At 62.2% G+C, this 17,383-nt stretch carries 18 protein-coding genes and 1 pseudogene; 11 read left to right on the top strand and 8 right to left on the bottom strand.

Annotation, left to right across the window (positions count from 1 at the left end):
- Positions 1-214: 214 nt before the first annotated feature.
- The 7 genes from AC2YI2_RS26205 to AC2YI2_RS26175 all read right to left on the bottom strand — a co-directional run bounded on the left by AC2YI2_RS26205 (position 215) and on the right by AC2YI2_RS26175 (position 5,785).
- Positions 215-718: a hypothetical protein gene (locus tag AC2YI2_RS26205; protein WP_487389472.1), complete on the bottom strand. Its 504-nt coding sequence runs from the start codon at positions 716-718 to the stop codon at positions 215-217.
- Entirely contained in the window at positions 703-2,370 is a 1,668-nt protein-coding gene (locus AC2YI2_RS26200; protein ID WP_487389471.1) for a phage tail tape measure protein, read from the bottom strand. Before AC2YI2_RS26200 ends, AC2YI2_RS26205 begins: the two co-directional genes overlap by 16 nt.
- A 905-nt stretch (positions 2,371-3,275) precedes the next feature.
- Complete coding sequence (locus AC2YI2_RS26195; protein WP_487389470.1) at positions 3,276-3,794, bottom strand: hypothetical protein; 519 nt, start codon at positions 3,792-3,794, stop codon at positions 3,276-3,278.
- Between the two features lie 8 nt (positions 3,795-3,802).
- The gene (locus AC2YI2_RS26190) at positions 3,803-4,009 is read right to left on the bottom strand and encodes a hypothetical protein (protein WP_487389469.1); all 207 of its coding nucleotides are present in this window, start codon (positions 4,007-4,009) and stop codon (positions 3,803-3,805) included.
- Complete coding sequence (locus AC2YI2_RS26185; protein WP_487389468.1) at positions 4,006-4,671, bottom strand: hypothetical protein; 666 nt, start codon at positions 4,669-4,671, stop codon at positions 4,006-4,008. Before AC2YI2_RS26185 ends, AC2YI2_RS26190 begins: the two co-directional genes overlap by 4 nt.
- Positions 4,672-5,030: 359 nt before the next feature.
- A complete protein-coding gene (locus AC2YI2_RS26180; RefSeq protein ID WP_487389467.1) occupies positions 5,031-5,396 on the bottom strand; it encodes a hypothetical protein in 366 nt (121 codons plus the stop codon).
- Entirely contained in the window at positions 5,393-5,785 is a 393-nt protein-coding gene (locus AC2YI2_RS26175; protein WP_487389466.1) for a hypothetical protein, read from the bottom strand. Before AC2YI2_RS26175 ends, AC2YI2_RS26180 begins: the two co-directional genes overlap by 4 nt.
- Before the next feature lie 352 nt (positions 5,786-6,137).
- On the opposite strand from AC2YI2_RS26175, the gene AC2YI2_RS26170 reads away from it, so the two are divergent.
- Positions 6,138-6,437, top strand: coding sequence for a hypothetical protein (locus AC2YI2_RS26170; RefSeq protein ID WP_487389465.1), 300 nt, complete (start codon positions 6,138-6,140; stop codon positions 6,435-6,437).
- A 52-nt stretch (positions 6,438-6,489) separates the two neighbouring features.
- Here AC2YI2_RS26170 and AC2YI2_RS26165 read toward each other — a convergent pair.
- Positions 6,490-6,942, bottom strand: a pseudogene (locus AC2YI2_RS26165) (IS110 family RNA-guided transposase); the annotation flags it as partial.
- 230 nt (positions 6,943-7,172) lie between these two features.
- Between AC2YI2_RS26165 and AC2YI2_RS26160 the strand changes: the two are divergent.
- The 10 genes from AC2YI2_RS26160 to AC2YI2_RS26115 all read left to right on the top strand — a co-directional run bounded on the left by AC2YI2_RS26160 (position 7,173) and on the right by AC2YI2_RS26115 (position 17,382).
- Entirely contained in the window at positions 7,173-7,556 is a 384-nt protein-coding gene (locus AC2YI2_RS26160; RefSeq protein WP_487389464.1) for a hypothetical protein, read from the top strand.
- Between the two features lie 104 nt (positions 7,557-7,660).
- Positions 7,661-8,062: a FixH family protein gene (locus AC2YI2_RS26155; RefSeq protein ID WP_487389463.1), complete on the top strand. Its 402-nt coding sequence runs from the start codon at positions 7,661-7,663 to the stop codon at positions 8,060-8,062.
- Positions 8,063-8,066: 4 nt separating this feature from the next.
- Complete coding sequence (locus AC2YI2_RS26150; RefSeq protein ID WP_487389462.1) at positions 8,067-9,476, top strand: efflux RND transporter periplasmic adaptor subunit; 1,410 nt, start codon at positions 8,067-8,069, stop codon at positions 9,474-9,476.
- Positions 9,473-12,646: an efflux RND transporter permease subunit gene (locus AC2YI2_RS26145; RefSeq protein ID WP_487389461.1), complete on the top strand. Its 3,174-nt coding sequence runs from the start codon at positions 9,473-9,475 to the stop codon at positions 12,644-12,646. The genes AC2YI2_RS26150 and AC2YI2_RS26145 overlap by 4 nt, the downstream gene beginning before the upstream one ends.
- Positions 12,647-12,648: 2 nt before the next feature.
- Positions 12,649-13,104 (top strand): DUF411 domain-containing protein, encoded by a 456-nt coding sequence (locus AC2YI2_RS26140; RefSeq protein WP_487389460.1) that lies wholly within the window; start codon positions 12,649-12,651, stop codon positions 13,102-13,104.
- Between the two features lie 412 nt (positions 13,105-13,516).
- A complete protein-coding gene (locus AC2YI2_RS26135; protein WP_487389459.1) occupies positions 13,517-13,900 on the top strand; it encodes a hypothetical protein in 384 nt (127 codons plus the stop codon).
- A gap of 464 nt (positions 13,901-14,364) precedes the next feature.
- Positions 14,365-14,472 carry a multicopper oxidase domain-containing protein gene (locus AC2YI2_RS26130; RefSeq protein WP_487389458.1) on the top strand — a complete coding sequence of 36 codons (108 nt, stop codon included), beginning with the start codon at positions 14,365-14,367 and terminating at the stop codon, positions 14,470-14,472.
- A gap of 49 nt (positions 14,473-14,521) precedes the next feature.
- Complete coding sequence (locus AC2YI2_RS26125; RefSeq protein ID WP_487389457.1) at positions 14,522-16,888, top strand: copper-translocating P-type ATPase; 2,367 nt, start codon at positions 14,522-14,524, stop codon at positions 16,886-16,888.
- Positions 16,885-17,061: a hypothetical protein gene (locus tag AC2YI2_RS26120; protein ID WP_487389456.1), complete on the top strand. Its 177-nt coding sequence runs from the start codon at positions 16,885-16,887 to the stop codon at positions 17,059-17,061. Before AC2YI2_RS26125 ends, AC2YI2_RS26120 begins: the two co-directional genes overlap by 4 nt.
- Before the next feature lie 69 nt (positions 17,062-17,130).
- Positions 17,131-17,382 carry a DUF2933 domain-containing protein gene (locus AC2YI2_RS26115; protein ID WP_487389455.1) on the top strand — a complete coding sequence of 84 codons (252 nt, stop codon included), beginning with the start codon at positions 17,131-17,133 and terminating at the stop codon, positions 17,380-17,382.
- Position 17,383: the final 1 nt, after the last annotated feature.

The following is a 17,383-nucleotide window of genomic DNA, read 5'->3' as shown; positions in this document are numbered from 1 at the left end:
CCGGCATGGAGCGGCGAAAGAGCCCGCTCGCGCATTGCCGCGGGCGGGGTTTCGTTGTTGAACAAGTCCCTCCAATCTCAACAGCAATAGACTTGCAGTTGAATCAAAATGAGATCTCAATCGCATCGGCGGGGCGCCAGAAGACGGTTGGTATTCTGGGCTGGAGGGCCGGTTATGACTCCATGCGTGGCCGGCCCTCTTCTTTCTGGCCGACTTAGTCCGTGTGCGTCGCCGAGACAGCATTCTTGACCGCCGCACCGAGCTTTGACGCAACGCTACTTTCGGCCGCCTCCGGATTCATAACGCCGTTGACGGTGATGGGAGCGCTCACGGAGACGTTCGGAACCATCGAGTTGGTCACATGCACCTGTTGAACCCCGGAGGGCGCCACCATGGCGGCAATAGACGCGCCGTCGATTGACACGACCTTGCGGCCCATGTCGAAGTCGTCTTTTTGCTTGCCGGGGAACTGCGAGTTCTGGATGGCGAGCTGCTGGCCGACGCCGGTCTGAACGGTCGGACTTGTGACGCTTAGGCGCTGGTCAATAGCGGCGAGCAGTTGCGCCAAGCTTGGTCCAGTGCCGGCCTGCAGTGCGGCTCCGTCAACCGGCTTTGCCGTGAAAGACTCGTCAGCGATCTTGTCGCCAAAAAGCCAACGAGTCATCGAATTTGCGAACGAGCGCGTGTCGTTGACGTTACCTTTCAGTCCGTCGAACATGCTGTTCTCGATGGCATCGAAGAGGCCGCTGACCGTCTGGAGGACGGTCGCGACCTTGGCAAACTTTCCGAGCTTGTCCCATTCGGCGGCCAGTTTCGCACCGAGCGCAAGGCACCAGGCTTGGCGCCGAGGAGTGCCTTACTGCCCGCCGACGCCGCATTCATTACGGTGCCGGACGAGCCGCTCAGCGCAGAGAACAGGTTGGCTAAACCCTTTGCGCCGCCAACGACCAAAGCGCCGCCTGACAGCACCCACAGTGCCCGCCCGAGAGCAGCAATGGCCCCGGCAGCCATACTGATGCCGATCGACGCAGCGCCCAACGTAAGCCCCCAGCCGCTGATCTGGCTGATGGTGTCGCCGACGGCGCCGTCTTTCAATTTGAAGGCTTTTTCGAACTTAGCGATGCCATCAGCGACGTCCGCGCCGAACTGTTTTACTTGCTGCCCAAACTCTTGGAACCGGACGAATATTTGGCCCAGCCTGTCAGCGGAAGCGGAACCATCGGCGGGGCCAAGCAGCAGATCGCCGAGCGCCTTGATGCCGTCAGCCACGCCGCCCTTGAAGCAGAGGCCGTTCAAAAAACCCTTCACGGAATACTTGAGGTCGTCGAGCACGCCGGCGCGATCACCCATGGTATCCAGCAACTGGCCTATCGCAAGGGCACCTTCCTTCACGGTTGGTAGCCACGAGTCGCCGATACTACGACCCAATTCGCTGAATTTGTTCTGCAGAATCTGCAGGACGGTCGCCGTGGTCTTGGACCGCTCGATATATTCCTTATACGCCGACCCAGCGTACTTCGCGCTGTCCGCCACACTATCCAGCGCGTCATCCAGCAATTTGATGTTCCCGACCAGCGGCGCAAAGGCTTTTCCCTCGTCGCCGAAAAAGTCCGACAACAGCGAAGTGTGCCGGCCTTTCGGCTGCTTCGCAATAGCCGCCAGCACCTTTTTAATGGCGCCGGGGGCGTCTTTCTGCATTTCCTTCGCCAGGGCGGGAAGATTCAGGCCGAGTGCTTTCGCGACCTTCTTCTGCGCCGCCTTGGCGGAGCCGCCGCGCGTCATTGCTTTGACCACGTTCTGCAATGCAGTCGCCGCGACTTCCGGCTCTGCGCCAGCGGCAATCATGGCTGAACCGAGTGCGGCGATTTCTTCCGCAGCCAGACCGCCCATCTTACCGAGGGCGCCGACGCGAAGCTTGAAGGCTTGAATATCCGAGGCTTTGGACGCCATGTGGTTCGAGAGATGGTTCATCGCATCCGCGAGCGAACCGGTCTCGGTCAGGGTCAAACCCAACTGCGTCTTGAGTTTCGCCAGCTGCTCGCCGGCGTCCGCCATGGGGATATCGAACGCAATGCCGACCCGCGCCGCCATCTCGGCGAACTTGGCAAATTCCGCAGTGGCAATGCCGCCCTCGGCACCGGCCGCAAACAACGCCGCCAGGTCATTCGCCGTCGACGGCATGACGGTCGACATCTGGCGGATGGTCTTGGCCATCATCTCAAGCTGGCCGTCGGTCGCGTCAACAACCTTCCGCACGTCGGCAAATGCCGACTCGAAGGAGATCGCCGCGCCGATGGTGGTCTGTATGCCTTGGGTGACGCCCACATATGCGGCCGCCATCGCCATAAACTGAGCGATGCCAGAGTTCATGGGTGCTAGTAGGCGGTTGGTTTGCCGGTTGAGGCCGTCGAGGGACTTGCCGATCAGCCTTGCTCAAGCTGATACTTGGTCAAGCAGGGTGAGCTTCAGCGTGCTAGAAAGTGTGGCCATCCTAGAATCCGACCCTCTCTTGGAATTCTTGGACGTGCTCACCGAGGGCCAGAAGGGCGCTATGGACGTCCTCCATTGTCATAAAGGAAAGAACGTCGACTGGCTCACCCGAGAGCCGAGGCAGGAAGCTCATCGCGTCGGGCAACTTACCGCGCGCCATCAGACACGCCATCGGCGAGTGGAATCGTTGTGGGCATGTGCCCTCCTAGAAATGGAAGAATCCCCGCTCAAAGGCGGGCTTGGTGAATATTTCGGCCACGCGGAACGTCACTGGTTGATTTGACTTTGCTGACGTAGACTGGGCCGGTCAGACGTGGTGTTCCGACCGGCTCGACTGTCTCTCACTCCATCTCAATTTTCAGCCGAGAAGCGTCCGCGCCCGCGAAGATCGTTGTCGTCGACGCGCTATCGAACGCGATGTGAGCGGTTACGCGCGTACCGGCTTCTAGCCAGACATGCTCGGCCGCGAACCGCGGCGAGGGATTCGTAAAACTTTAGGGATTTGCAGTTAGCTTACTGATCGGGGACAACTTCGCCATTTCCCCCGGCGTCACACAGCGCCGCAAGCTTCAGGCCGGGAATTGTAACGCGTTCCCGGCCATTTTTCGTTGAGTGCCGCGAGCAAAACCGAGAAAGCAAAGCGGGCTCAGAAATTCTCATCTCTGCCCAAGCACCGGGATGTATCGCCCGCGTGGCCGGGCGGGGGCGCCACTGTGACCCTACTAGGGCGTGCCCTCACGACGGCATCAAGCGAAGCGCTCGGCCCGCTCAATCAGCATGACGGCTCATTCAGGCAGCCCTTCCCTATTCCATTCGCGAAGCGGTGACGGAACTTCGGTCGACCGTCCGGCAACGGTTGTCTGGGAGATGTCAGCGCACATCCGCCCATAGATCGCTTTGCGAGCAGTGGTCGCGTCGCGCACAAGGTCGCCCAACCGGGCAATCTCGTTCACAGCGGGCACCAGCTTCGAGGCTAGTTCCTTCGTGACCGTTTCGCATTTTGTAACGACCGCAGCGCGGTCTTTTTCGAACTGAGCGTCGAATTCCTTGGCAGACGCGGCGGCAAGTTTCTCCTCGAGCGCGGCCAGCGCCGCCGTGCCTCGCTCGAGACTGAGGCGTTTGGCGGTGATGTCCGCCTCGGCCGCCAGGATCTTCTTGTCGTCGGCGGTGAGCAGCAACTGTTGTCGGCTGGCTTCAGCGGAGGCAAGGTCGGCACGCAAGGCGTCGAGGTCAACGGAGGCGATTGCAGCCTTTATGTTGGTTGAGGTCTCAGACGTCAGTAGTTTTCGAAGTTTTTCGAGCATGTATTGTCCTAGATTTTGACGATAGCGACGACGGCCGCTTCGATGTCGGAGATGGTGTGGGCGTCCCATTCGGCGTCGGCAGCAGATTGCGGAAACAATACCTTAGTGCGCCCCCGATCTTCGGTAGTCCGGCAGCCGGTGATGATCTCGCCATTGAGGTCGACGTCAAATGTCGAGCCGGCCGGCGAGAATTGGAAATTGCGGATTTCGATCATTGGTCCTCCGCGACAGCACGAAGGCTGCCGAATTCAAGATGTTTGGAAATGACGGTTTCAGCGGCGTCGCCGGTGAGAATGTGATCGGCGAACAGCAGGTCGGCCAGTTCGGATACGGCGGCCCTAACGAAAGTAAGGGCCAAAAGGCCTTGAGCTTTGAGCTCGGCCTGCCGCCACTTGACGACCGCTACATCGATGGGCGCTGACACACCGGTAAGATGCCAGATGTTTAACGATGCTCGGCACTGGTCACAGTTTCCGGCCTCGCACTGACGGACGCGATCTAGATAGTCGATAACGTTAGCGTCAGTTTCGTCGTAATACCAAGCGACGCGCTCGTCCTCGCCAGCCGGGCCGCCAAGCGAGTTGATTACGGCGAGGTGCGGTTCTCGTTTCGAGCCAACGGCCCAGCGTACAGACTCGGGCGGAACGACGAAGACGGTTTCGATATTCCAACCGAATCCGTAACCTAGAACGGCGTGCGCCGCTTCATGCCAACACGTTCTCTCGTCGACTTCGTGCTCGATCTCGGCGATAGGTGGACCCGGCGCAGAAGACCAGCCGAAGCCTTGGCCGGCGATGGGCGGCGCATCGGCGTCGGCCACATAGCCGCGACCGCGCTCGAGGCCGGCTGAGCAGCAGGCGCGCAAGATGAATTTCATGTGGATCCTTGAAAGTGCGGACATGTACCGCGGGCACTGCGGACAGGTCAAAGAGCTGAGAAGCCTAGCGTTGTCGACCGGGGTTTCCATGGTGCGGACACCAATCCGATCCACGCAATCTCACGGTATCGAGGGTTTTGTGCCCGCGGGGTCGGCGGGGGGGCAGAGGGACCCGACCGAGGGGTACCCCTCCGCTAGGTTCTCCTCCGCGTCTGGCGGGTAGCGGGGGTAGCGGCCCCGGCAGGTCGTTCGCTGCAAGAAGTCTCCAGAGTCGTTTCCTTCCTTTTGCAACGCTGCTGGTCCACGACCTTCAGCGTGTTCGGCCATAGCGAAAAGGAAATTGTGACAGTCGGCGGGTCTTAGCGCGCCCGTGCATGCCGAAGCGCGCGAGTCTCGTCTGCTGCAGAGTGATAGACGCGCCCGATGTCTATCTCGACCTCGCGATCAGTGCCGACCATTGCTGCGCGGTGCATCTTGACGCCACCATCGCCGCCAAGATCTGCCAAGGCGGACAATGGTCCGGTCCACTGATCACCCGGGGTGATACCGTCCCTGGCCATGACTGCGGCGGCACGTGCGGCGAAGTTCATGGCAAGGCCGTGCCGCATCAGCTCGCGTGCGAGAGATGTAACCCCGCCTGCATTGTCGCCACCTGCATTGACGCCGGCCCAAGAGCGGACGGCGCGGTCAATGTCGGTGTCTGTGTTCGGGCGGTGGCGTTTCATCGTGTGTACCTCGGAATGCGTTGGGGGCTTGTGGTGCGGACTAGACGGGCAGTCAATGCAGGCAGCGGCAAGCAAACCGTGGGCTCGGGCGGCTGGCTATCACTGACGATCACCTCGCCCCCCGGCGTCGATGTGACCCACACTGTGCGCGATAGATCTCCCCGGACGATGCGCTCGGCGGTCGGTAGCACGATATATGGCTGCGCAATGCCGCGGGCGATCATTTCACCTGCAACAATGAGCGTCAGCGCCTCGCGATGGCTGTAGGCCTTGGCCAAACCTGTGTACCGGCCGATAACGAACCCCGGGGATCGTGCAAGCCAACTTCTGATAGTTATGCGCTCGACGGCGCACGCGGCGGCGATTGCGGCCGACGAGTATTCAGTCATTCGTTCTTCTCCTGTTGCGAAAATCGCCCGCAACATTGGCAGGCAATAAAAAGCCCGACGTCGTCGGGCGGAAACCAGGCCGGCGCTACGAGTTGTCGCGCGCACGGCGGATCGGGCGGCCGTCAAGGAGGGCAGCCGCCGATTGGAACTTTTAAAACTGTTCACGAACGGTTCATACGGACGTATCTAGAAGCGTACCATGGGGTGAAGGCGGTTCGCGTCGTCCCCGTGATCTGCCTTCGGTCATAGGGCTCGGCGGCATTGCCGGGCCCGCTCCTGCACTTTAGCATTCATTCATGCAAGGTTCAGGGCGCTCTGGTTACGCAGACATATCGTTAAAGCGGAGAGCATCATGAAGAAACTAATTGTTGGCGCGATTGCTGCCCTGATTGCGACCACATCACTGACAACTGCGGCCGAGGCCGGGCAGCGCTGGAAGCGTGGGTGGCATAAAGGCCATCATCACGCATGGCACCATAAGCGCGCCTGGAAGCGTCACGCCGGCTGGCGCCATGGTCGCTGGCACCATCGTCACGCTGGCTGGCGCGCTGGTATCTGGATTGGCGGTCCCAAGGTCGTCATCGGAAGCGGCTGCTTTGTGAAGAAGAAGATTAACCGCCACGGCGTTGTCGTTAAGAAGCGCTTTTGCTGATTGATCGAATGAAGAGCCCGGCAATGCCGGGCTTTTTGCACTACTTACTACGTAGCGTGATGCCGAACTCGGCGAGATGAGCGCGGACGGCGTTGATGGTCATCATGCGTTGGCGAATGAACAGCATACGGGTACGATGAAGCATCAGGATTGACTGCTGATCCACTGTTTTGATCGGGACAAACCGCATTTTCGGGCGCGTCACCGCTTCGCAAATGGCCTCAGCATCAGCAGCATCGTTCTTGTTGCGCTTGACGTAAGGCTTCACATAGCGTGGCGGCATCAACCGAACCTCGTGGCCAAGTTTTGCCAACTCCCGCCCCCAGTGATGGGCTGTTGCGCAGGCTTCTATGCCCACCAGGCAGGGTTTGAGGCCCGCGAAGAACTGAACAACATAGCGGCGCTTCAGTTGTCGGCGAACGACCACCGTGCCAGTTGCGGAAACGGCGTGCACCTGGAACACCGACTTGGCAATGTCGAGTCCAATCGTGGTAATCTCTTCCATGGATGGCTCCTCCCATGCGGTTCCTAACAACACCGCAATGATGGCACATCGCGATGCCGGCTGAGGAGCCGTCCACAACATCACCAGCGGTCACAGCACTGCTTGTTGCACCCGAAGCGCAAACCGACAGTGCTGGCCTGAGGTAGCTGGCGAATGATGACTCTTGTGAAAGCGGCATTGTTCGCAAATTTCCGTGAACCTCTTCCCAACCCAATCGGCCCGTGCCAATCATGAAGCCGATGAAACCCTGGTCAATCCTCCTGCGCCTCCTGTCGCTTCTCACCCTCATCGGGATGCTGATTGTACCCGTGAGCACGGGCGCGGCCGAAATCGCCATGGCGGACATGTCGGTGAAAGCCTCCGTCGAGATGGCGGAGATGGCCGGAACGATGGGCGACATGTCCTGTTGCCCGGACGAGCAACCCGTGAAGCCGGATTGCGACAAGAGCTGCCCGTTCGTCGTCATTTGCACCACCTCGGCTCCCCTCGCGCTCCTCAAAGCCGATTGGACGTCCGCGACGCTTTCATGGACTGACAACACCTACGGCGAGCAGCGCTTTGAGCGATTGAGCTCTCTCGCCGCCGAACCGCCCGCGCGACCTCCCAAAGCCTGACTTCACATCATCCGAACGAACGCTGCCCGTGGCCTCCGCCGCGGCCAAGCGCGACCGATATCAGCAAGGCCGGACCATGTCTGCCAGCATGAAGTTGTGAAACCATGAACACCCTTCTCTCGACCGCGAGGATCGCCTTCGCAACCCTTCTCCTTTCCGCATCCGCCCTCCCGGCTTTCGCTGGAGCGGCCGACTATGAGTTCCAGCCTGTGAAGACCGAGCTTCCGACCGGACCGGAATCCGAGTTCGCCGTGAAGATCATCGACAAGCGCACGGGCAAGCCAGTTCCTGACGCAGTGATCTTCTCAACCCGCCTCGACATGGCCCCTGATGGTATGGAGACGATGAGGTCGACCCTCGACCCGCTGCCCTCCGCCGAACCGGGAGTCTACAAGTTCAAGCTCAATCTCAACATGGCGGGGGGTTGGCGTTTTCTGATTGCCGCCAAAATCCAGGGAGAGGAAGAGACGGCCAAGGGCGAGATCATCCTCAAGGCGACCGAGTGATCCGATGATCAGGACGCTGTTGATCACCGTCTCCCTCGCCACAGCGGGCGGGGGAGGATATCTCGCGGGTACAGGCGACTTGCCGTTCGACTACGCTGTCGTCGCCGAGTGGCTTCCGTCAGATTGGACGGAGGCCGCGGAGAAACTGGAGGGCACGGGTCCGATCGTGTACTACAGGCATCCGGATGGGAGGCCTGAATATTCCGGCGCTGCCCGCAAGACCGCGGACGGACGCGACTACGTCCCCGTCCGCGCGAGCGAGGACGTGAGCTTTGCCGACCTGGGCAAGTCCGAGGAGAAGGTCGCGACCGACGCGGCTCCGGGCGTCCGCCGAGTCCTCTACTACCGGAACCCGATGGGTCTGCCCGACACCTCGCCTGTTCCGAAGAAGGATTCCATGGGGATGGACTACATCCCCGTGTTCCAAGGCGAGGCCGACGACAGCGGCACCGTGAAGGTGTCGCCTGGCAAGCTTCAGCGGACGGGTGTCCGCTCGGTGGACGCCACGCTTGCTCCGATCGTGCGCCGCCTCCGGGTTCCCGGCACGGTTACGTTGGACGAGCGGCGCGTCCGCATGGTCGCGATGCGCACCGACGCCTTCGTGGAGACCGTCGCGGACGTGACCACCGGAGACAGGGTGCGGAAAGGCCAATCGCTCTTTCAGTTCTTCTCCAAGGACATTGCGGCCGCGGCCGCCGAGTTGGTGACGCAGCAGGAAACCTCGGCCAAGGGCGGCGCTCTCAAGCTCCGCAACTTCGGCCTCTCCGACGATGTGATCGAAGGCATCCAGCGCAGCCGGAAGGTGCCGGACAGGCTCGACTTCGACGCGCCCGTGTCCGGCGTGGTCCTCGAGCGGATCGCGATGCCGGGCATGATGGCCGAGTCGGGCCAGACGCTGTTCCGGATCGCAGACACCTCAAGAATCTGGGTGGTCGCCGAGGTGCCAGAGAGCCAGCTCGACGCTGTCGCCGGCGGCGCGAAGGCGACTATCACGGTCCGCAGCCTGCCGGGCAGGACGTTCATGGGAACGGTGACGGTCGTCTACCCGGAAATCCGGACCGAGACCAGGACGGCAAAAGTGCGTGTCGAACTCGACAACGAGGATGGTGCGCTGCTCGCCAACATGTTTGCCGATGTCGCCATCGAAGGCGGCAAGGTCGAGCCCGTGGTCACAGTGCCGGACGCGGCCGTCATCGACACTGGCGATCGGCAAGTGGTGTTCCTGGATCTCGGCGACGGGCGTTTCGAGCCGAGGGACGTGAAGACGGGCTTGCGCGGCGACGGTCGCGTCGAGATCGCCGAGGGCGTGAAGGCCGGAGACCGCGTCGTCGTTGCCGCCAACTTCCTCCTCGACGCCGAGAGCAACCTGACCTCCGCCCTCAACGCCATGACTGCCGGGGAGCCGAGGCCATGATCGCCAACCTCATCTCCTGGTCGGCGCGCAACCTGCTGCTCATCATCGTCGCTGCGGCGCTTGCCGTCGCCGGCGGGCTCTATGCGCTCCGCAGCCTTCCCCTCGACGCGATCCCTGATCTCTCCGACGTCCAGGTGATCGTCTTCACCGACTATCCGGGCCAGGCCCCGCAGGTCGTCGAAGACCAGGTCACCTATCCGCTGACCACGTCGATGCTGACGGTACCCAAATCGAAGGTCGTCCGCGGCTTCTCCTTCTTCGGCGTCTCCTTCGTCTACGTGATCTTCGAGGACGGCACCGATCCCTATTGGGCGCGCAGCCGGGTGCTCGAATATCTCAACGCGGGGGCGAGCCGGCTGCCGCTGGGCGTGACGCCAACTCTCGGACCCGATGCCACGGGCGTCGGCTGGGTCTACCAATATGCGGTCGTCGCGAAAGAGCTGTCGCTCGCGGAGCTCAGGTCGCTGCAGGACTGGGTCATTCGCTTCGCGGTCGCGAAGACGGAGGGCGTCGCCGAAGTCGCCAGCGTCGGCGGCTTCGTGAAGCAGTATTCCATCGTCGTCGATCCTGTCCGCCTCAAGGCCCAGGGCGTCTCGCTGCAGGACGTCGCCGACGCGGTCCGTTCAAGCAACCGCGACGTCGGCGGCCGCACCGTCGAGCTCTCGGAATTCGAGTTCATGGTGCGTGGCCGGGGCTACCTCGAAGGCGTCGAGGACATCGAAAGCATCGGCCTCCGGAGCCAGGACGGTGTTCCGCTCAGGCTGTCTGACGTCGCCAAGGTCGAAGTCGTCGGCGACGAGCGCCGGGGCATCGCTGAGTTGAACGGCGACGGCGAAGTGGCAAGCGGCATCGTGCTCCAGCGCTTTGGCGAGAACGCGCTCGCGGTGATCGAGAATGCCAAGAAGAATCTCGAGCTCGCCGAGAAGAGCCTGCCGGGCGACGCGAAAATCGTCCCGGTCTATGACCGTTCCCGGCTGATCGAGGCGGCGATCGAGACGTTGAAGTCGACGCTGGTCGAAGAGTCGATCGTCGTCGCGCTCGTGACCGTCATCTTCCTTCTGCATGTACGGAGCGCGCTCGTCGCCATCATCATGCTGCCTGTCGGCATCCTGGTGGCATTCATTGCGATGCGCCTGCTCGGTCTCGGCTCAAACATCATGAGTCTCGGCGGCATCGCCATCGCCATCGGCGCGATGATCGACGCGGCTATCGTCATGATCGAGAACGCCCACAAGCATCTCGAGCGCGCGCCGCCCGACAAGCCGAGGACCGAGGTGCTCATCGAGGCGGCGTCCGAGGTCGGCCCGGCACTGTTCTTCAGCCTGCTGATCATCACCGTGTCGTTCCTGCCTATCTTCACGCTGGAATCCCAGGAGGGACGGCTGTTCGCTCCGCTCGCCTTCACCAAGACCTTCGCGATGGCGGCGGCGGCCCTGCTCTCGGTCACCCTGGTTCCGGCGCTGATGGTGATCTTCGTCCGCGGCCGGATCGTGCCGGAGCATCGGAACCCGGTGAACCGCGCCCTTATCTGGCTCTACCGTCCGCTCATCTCCGGCGTGCTCAAGGCCAAGGCGCTGACGATCGTGCTCGCGCTCGCCATCCTCGCCGCCACCGCCTGGCCCGCGCGCCAGATCGGCAGCGAGTTCATGCCCACGCTGAACGAGGGCACGCTGATGTACATGCCGACCACCCTGCCCGGCCTGTCCGTCACCAAGGCGGCGGAGCTTCTCCAGATGCAGGACCGCATCATCAAGTCCTTCCCGGAAGTCGAGACCGTGTTCGGCAAGGCCGGCCGCGCGCTGACCGCGACCGATCCCGCGCCGACCGAGATGTTCGAGACGATCATCACGCTCAAGCCGAAGGAACAGTGGCGGCCGGGCGTCACGGTCGACAGCCTCAAGCAGGAGATGGACGCGGCGCTCCAGTTTCCCGGCGTCTCCAACGCCTGGACGATGCCGATCCGCGCGCGTATCGACATGCTGTCGACGGGCATCCGCACCCCTGTCGGGGTCAAGGTCTTCGGCACCGACCTCAAGGAGATGGAGCGGATCGCCCGCGAGATCGAGACGACCCTCAAGACAGTGCCGGGCACATCGTCGGCCTATGCAGAGCGCGTCATCGGCGGCTATTACCTGGACATCGTCCCCGACCGTGTCGCGCTCGCCAGATATGGGCTGAGCATCGACTCCGTCCAGGATGTCGTCTCGATGGCGCTCGGATCAGAGACCATCACATCCACCGTGGAGGGACGCGAGCGCTACAGCGTCGCGATTCGCTATCCCCGGGCCTACCGAAGCGATCCGAAATCGATCTCCGAGAACGTGCAGGTCTCGCTGCCGGGTGGCGGCACCGTACCCCTCGGAGAGGTCGCCAGGATCGAACTCACCCGGGGCGCGACCTCGATCCGGACTGAGAACGGACAGCTGGCGGTTTACGTCTTCGTCGACATTGCCGAGCGCGATCTCGGAGGCTATGTCGCCGACGCGCAGAGGGCAGTGGCAGAGCGCGTGTCGATGCCTCCGGGTTATTCGGTGGCGTGGAGCGGTCAGTTCGAATATCTCGAGCGGGCAAAGGCGCGGCTCTCGATCGTCGTACCGCTGACACTCGCGCTGATCTTCCTGCTGCTCTACCTGAACTTCGGCAGGCTGACCGAGACGCTGATCGTGATGCTGTCACTCCCTTTCGCGCTGGTCGGCGGCATCTGGCTCATGTGGTGGCTCGGCTTCAACGCCTCGGTCGCGGTCGCCGTCGGCTTCATTGCTTTGGCAGGAGTGGCAGCAGAGACGGGCGTGATCATGCTGATCTACCTCGACCAGGCGCTCCGTGAGCAAAGGGAGACCTGCGAGCGCGAGCGCCGCCTCTTCGGTCGCGCAGATCTCAACCGTGCGATCATGGTCGGCGCGGTCGAGCGGGTACGGCCCAAGATGATGACCGTCGTCGCGATCATGGCGAGCCTGCTGCCGATCCTCTGGAGCACGGGTACCGGATCGGAGATCATGCAGAGGATCGCAGTGCCGATGATCGGCGGCATGGTCTCGTCGACCTTGCTGACCCTGATCGTCATCCCCGCCGTCTACGGCATCGTCAAAGGCTTCGGTCTCGGGAAGACCGGAAGAAATCAACCAACCGCGCCGGAAATCGTTTCCAGGCAAGCATTGAAAGGAGCATGAACATGAAACGCAGAGAGTTCATCGTGGCATTGGCGGCCACTGTCACCCTTCCGGCGAGCCGGGTCTTCGCAGCAGCGGAACCGGATGTGTTCACAGTCTACAAGGACCCGAACTGTGGCTGCTGCTCGCTCTGGGCGGACGCTTATAAAAAGGCGGGGTATCGGGTCGAGATCGTCGAGGAGCGCGACCTGATATCGCGCAAGCAGAAGCTCGGCGTGCCGCTCGACATCCAGGGCTGCCACACTGCCGTCTACCGTGGTCAGTTCCTCGAAGGACATGTGCCGCTCGGGGCCGCCCGCATGCTCGAGGGCCGGACCGACCTCGCGGGATTGGTGGTGCCCGGCATGCCAGCAGGGTCGCTCGGCATGGGCGACGATCCATCGGCGTCGTACGACGTCATCGGTGTCGGAAAGGATGGCAAGACGTCGGTGTTCCTGGAGGTGCGTCCCAAGGCCTGAACAAATTACTTTGGCGAAACCGGGTTTCTCAATTCCGCGAAGGCCACGGCGAGCAAATGCGATGTCGTGGCCCTGTGGATTGCCGCCCGCACCAGGCGTGATCGTCAAGGATGTCGAAGATGGCGCCCGATTCGGCTGCGACATCCGTCGTCTCCTCTGCGTGGTGGTGGCACTTGTGTTCCGGGGCCATTGCGTGATCCACCTACGGACATTTGCACCATCCGCTGTGAACGTCACCTTGATTTGTCGCAAACGTGCTCCAGACTGATAGTCTGACGGTGTTCGACAGCATTGCTGTGGCAGGGCGAGACCGATGCCAGGCCAAGAAGTTCTCTTCTCAGTGTCTGAGCGAAATCAGTTTTGTTTGATTTCGATCAAGGTTGACGGACGACAATGGCGCAATCCTGCTTCCATGGTCCGAGCGCTTTTCCAACTCAGAGTCTTCATAGCCGTGCTGGCGCTCGGCCTGGCAGTGGCGTTCAGCGCCGCGCCCGGCATTGCTTTTGCCGCCACGGCGTGCTCCGAAGCGGCCCCGGGCACCGAACATGCAGTCAAGGCCGACGTTCACATTTCTGATGCCCAGGCCAATGCCATAGATGGCGGGCACGCCAACTGGGCAGACTACTGCTGCATGTCGGGCATCGCCGCGCATTGCTGCGGGTTCGCTCTGACCCCCGCTGACGGCGAATATGCGACAGCCGATTTCACAAGCGTGAGATGGCCAGTCTCGTCGGCGCACAGCCTGGCGGGCATGGGTCCGTTCGGCGACTTCCGTCCTCCCAGATACATCGGCTGATACGGCGCACCGCGCCTGCAACCGCATTACGTGCCCGGCGTCGAGGCGCGGCAATGTCTTGCCCTCCTACCTGTCTGCGCAGGTGGATGAAGAAAGCCGAATGAGATGTCCATTTCGCTCGCGTCCGAGCAACCGGCGGAGCTCCGTCCCCTTGTTCCCGGCCTGGCTCGATCGCGCGTTCGCCGTGCTCGGCGGATTCGCGTTCGCGACAGGCGTTCTGGCAATGACCCTCGCTGGCACTTCCTTCCGGGCACGGAGCCCATGGCTTTCGCCGGAGCCACGGCTGCAGGCGCGTCTTCGATCGGGCTCATGAGCGCGGTCAACGCCGCCATCGATTCGGACTTCAAGTGGTTGCCGCTCTGATTCGCGGCCGTCTGGGCGTCGAGCCTCGTGTCCTACCGCATAGAGGCGCAAACGCCTCGATCCTCCGCCCAATCCAATCAGGAGCATAATCATGAAACGCCATGAATTTCATCCCGCCAGCGCGCTCGGTGACGATCTCGGTCGACGCCGACAATCCAGGGCAATGGGCGTTCCATTGCCATCACCTCTACCACATGGCGACCGGATGATGGCGACATTCGCCTACTGAACTTGAACGTGGCGCGGAAGGAAGACGAGATGAAGACTATCAACATGGAATTGGGCGGCCTGTTTGGAGCGCTCGACCACGCCGCCATAACCAAGAGGCTCGGAGCTGTGAAAGGCGTCGCCTCGGTGGCGATGAACGCTGCGTCGGCATCCGCGTCGGTGACCTTCGACGAAGCCGTTATCGATGAGGCGGCACTCCGGCGAGAAATCGAATCCTGCGGCTTCCATTGCCGCGGCGAGGCGGTGCCGAAGCACCTCTGCGAAGCGGAAGTCGCGCGAAATGACCATCACGGCATGCATGGACATGCGGGCCATGCGAAGCCATCGAAGGCGGCCCATTCAAGCCATGATGAGATGTCCCATGATATGGGCCACGGCGCTGGCAAGGACATGCAGGACATGGTGCGGGACATGCGCAACCGCTTCCTGATCAGTCTGGTCTTTACCCTGCCGATCTTCGCGATGGACCCAATGGGGCTGACCGAACCGTTGTTCGAGCCGCCGTTCGGCATCGGCATGGACAGGGCGATGTTCGTGCTGGCGAGCCTCGCCATCCTCTATCCCGTCTGGCCGTTCTTGGTGGCATCCTGGCGGGCGTTGCGCAACGGCGTCCTGAACATGGCGGTCCTGGTCGTTTTGAGCGTCGGAACCGGGTATCTCTTCAGCGTCGGTTCGACATTTCTCTTCGAAGGGCAGCAGTTCTACGAGGCTGCGGCCCTGCTGCTCGTCTTCATCCTCCTCGGGCATTGGCTCGAGATGAGAGCGAGAGCGGGCGCTTCGGCCGCGATCCGCGCGCTGCTCGATCTCGCGCCTCCCAAAGCCTCGGTTCTCCGGAACGGTGACGAGATCGAAGTCCCCACGTCCGAGGTCGTTCTCGGCGACGTGGTGGTGCTGCGGCCCGGCAACAAGCTTCCAGTCGATGGCGAGGTGATCGAAGGTGAATCCACCATCGACGAGTCCATGCTCACGGGAGAGTCGATGCCCGTGACGAAGACCGTCGGAGACCAGGTGATCGGCGCGACGATAAACAAGAGCGGAACACTCAAATACCGCGCCGGTAAGGTCGGTGCCGATACCGCGCTCGCGCAGATCGTCAAGCTCGTCCAGGAGGCCCAGAACTCCAAGGCTCCGTCGCAGTTGCTGGCCGACAGGGCGTCCCAATGGCTTGTTCTGGCCGCGGTTCTCGTCGGGATCGTGACATTCGGGGTCTGGTTCTGGGTTCTTGGCCAGCCTCTCCTGTTCGCGCTCACCCTTACGATCACGGTGTTCGTCATCGCCTGCCCTGACGCGTTGGGCTTGGCCACGCCAATGGCGGTCATGGTCGGCACCGGCCTTGGAGCGTCGAACGGCATCCTGTTCAAGAACGCCGCCGCGCTCGAGGAGGCCACCAAGCTGGATGTCATCGTCTTTGACAAGACGGGCACGCTCACCATGGGCCAGCCGAAGGTCATCGACGTGGTGCCGGACACGACGGTGACAGCGGACGAACTGCTCGCCTCCACCGCAGCCATTGAGGGCAACTCGGATCATCCCATCGCGCTCGCGATCATCGAGCGGGCGGGTGGATTAGCCCGCCCTGATGTCTCGCATTTCCTTTACATGGACGGCCGGGGCGCGAGCGCCGAGATCGAAGGAAAGCGCTATCTCGTCGGCAACCTGCGTCTGATGCAGGAGAACAACGTGGCTCTCGGCGACCTCGGCGGGCGTGCCGAGCAACTCAAGGGCGAAGGCCGTACCGTAACCTATGTCGCACGCGACGGTCGGCTGGCCGGATTGATCACCGTGGCAGACGCGCCAAGGCCCAACTCGGCGGCCACGATTGCGAAGCTGCATGAACAGGGGGTTCGGGTCGCAATGATAACCGGCGACAATGCCGGGACGGCAAAGCGGATCGCCGGGCAACTCGGTATCGACATCGTGCTGGCCGACGTCCTGCCTGGGCAAAAGGCCGAAAAGATAAAGGAGCTCCAGGCCCAGGGGCTGAAAGTCGGGATGGTCGGAGACGGCGTGAACGACGCACCCGCCCTCACCCAGGCCGATGTCGGCTTCGCCATCGGCGCGGGGACCGACGTCGCGATCGAGAGCGCCGATGTCGTGCTCATGAAGAGCGAGCCTTACGACGTCGTCGGCGCGATGACGCTGTCGAAGGCCACTCTCCGGAAGATGCACCAGAACCTCTGGTGGGCGATCGGCTACAACGTCATCGCGTTTCCGTTGGCCGCGGGGGTCTTCTATCCCTTTGTGCTCAGCCCCCAGGTCGCCGCCCTGGCAATGTCCGGAAGCTCGGCGCTTGTCGCCATAAACGCGCTGATGCTCAAGAGAACGCGGCTCGATGGCATCCGGCAGGCCAGGCCGCCGGCAGCCTCGCCGCGGGCGCTTACATTGGAGACCGCATGATGCGCCAGGCTCATTCGCGACCGCTGGTCTTCGCATTGCCGGGCAACGAGGAGTTGGCCCTCGTGACCAACATCTATGACGACACCCTGTCCGTGCTCGACCTTTCGAACTTCAAGGTTCTCGCGACTGAGAAGGTCGGCAAGGGGCCGAATGGCGTGACCTATTCCGAATGAACGCACGCCGCGGGCGGGCGGCGGGCGGAAATCCCACGGCTCTCCGCTCCGGCACGAAAGGAGAAAGACATGCTTCACCAAGGACATCAAAGCAACCAAACCAACGACGCCGATGGGGGCGGCAGTTTCTGGCGCTCGCGCACGGGACTTGTTTTCGCTGCCTTCCTCGGAATCGCCCTCTTCCTTTTGCTGAGCGAGCACCGGGCACATGCGCTCGGCTTCCTGCCATTCCTGCTGCTGCTCGCCTGTCCGCTGCTGCATGTCTTCATGCACTCGGGACATGGCGGCCACGGGAATCATAAAGACGTCAAAGGAGATTGAA

The sequence above is a fragment of the Rhizobium sp. SRI_017 genome (assembly GCF_057586295.1).
Note: the sequence above shows the minus strand (reverse complement) of the source record. Positions and strands in the feature narration are given on the sequence as shown.

Excerpts from the sequence above, each read along its gene's own strand:
- AC2YI2_RS26205 (WP_487389472.1), bottom strand. The coding sequence starts at position 718 with ATGTTCGACGGACTGAAAGGTAACGTCAACGACACGCGCTCGTTCGCA.
- AC2YI2_RS26200 (WP_487389471.1), bottom strand. The coding sequence starts at position 2,370 with ATGAACTCTGGCATCGCTCAGTTTATGGCGATGGCGGCCGCATATGTG.
- AC2YI2_RS26195 (WP_487389470.1), bottom strand. The coding sequence starts at position 3,794 with ATGCTCGAAAAACTTCGAAAACTACTGACGTCTGAGACCTCAACCAAC.
- AC2YI2_RS26190 (WP_487389469.1), bottom strand. The coding sequence starts at position 4,009 with ATGATCGAAATCCGCAATTTCCAATTCTCGCCGGCCGGCTCGACATTT.
- AC2YI2_RS26185 (WP_487389468.1), bottom strand. The coding sequence starts at position 4,671 with ATGAAATTCATCTTGCGCGCCTGCTGCTCAGCCGGCCTCGAGCGCGGT.
- AC2YI2_RS26180 (WP_487389467.1), bottom strand. The coding sequence starts at position 5,396 with ATGAAACGCCACCGCCCGAACACAGACACCGACATTGACCGCGCCGTC.
- AC2YI2_RS26175 (WP_487389466.1), bottom strand. The coding sequence starts at position 5,785 with ATGACTGAATACTCGTCGGCCGCAATCGCCGCCGCGTGCGCCGTCGAG.
- AC2YI2_RS26170 (WP_487389465.1), top strand. The coding sequence starts at position 6,138 with ATGAAGAAACTAATTGTTGGCGCGATTGCTGCCCTGATTGCGACCACA.
- AC2YI2_RS26160 (WP_487389464.1), top strand. The coding sequence starts at position 7,173 with ATGAAGCCGATGAAACCCTGGTCAATCCTCCTGCGCCTCCTGTCGCTT.
- AC2YI2_RS26155 (WP_487389463.1), top strand. The coding sequence starts at position 7,661 with ATGAACACCCTTCTCTCGACCGCGAGGATCGCCTTCGCAACCCTTCTC.
- AC2YI2_RS26150 (WP_487389462.1), top strand. The coding sequence starts at position 8,067 with ATGATCAGGACGCTGTTGATCACCGTCTCCCTCGCCACAGCGGGCGGG.
- AC2YI2_RS26145 (WP_487389461.1), top strand. The coding sequence starts at position 9,473 with ATGATCGCCAACCTCATCTCCTGGTCGGCGCGCAACCTGCTGCTCATC.
- AC2YI2_RS26140 (WP_487389460.1), top strand. The coding sequence starts at position 12,649 with ATGAAACGCAGAGAGTTCATCGTGGCATTGGCGGCCACTGTCACCCTT.
- AC2YI2_RS26135 (WP_487389459.1), top strand. The coding sequence starts at position 13,517 with ATGGTCCGAGCGCTTTTCCAACTCAGAGTCTTCATAGCCGTGCTGGCG.
- AC2YI2_RS26130 (WP_487389458.1), top strand. The coding sequence starts at position 14,365 with ATGAATTTCATCCCGCCAGCGCGCTCGGTGACGATCTCGGTCGACGCC.
- AC2YI2_RS26125 (WP_487389457.1), top strand. The coding sequence starts at position 14,522 with ATGAAGACTATCAACATGGAATTGGGCGGCCTGTTTGGAGCGCTCGAC.
- AC2YI2_RS26120 (WP_487389456.1), top strand. The coding sequence starts at position 16,885 with ATGATGCGCCAGGCTCATTCGCGACCGCTGGTCTTCGCATTGCCGGGC.
- AC2YI2_RS26115 (WP_487389455.1), top strand. The coding sequence starts at position 17,131 with ATGCTTCACCAAGGACATCAAAGCAACCAAACCAACGACGCCGATGGG.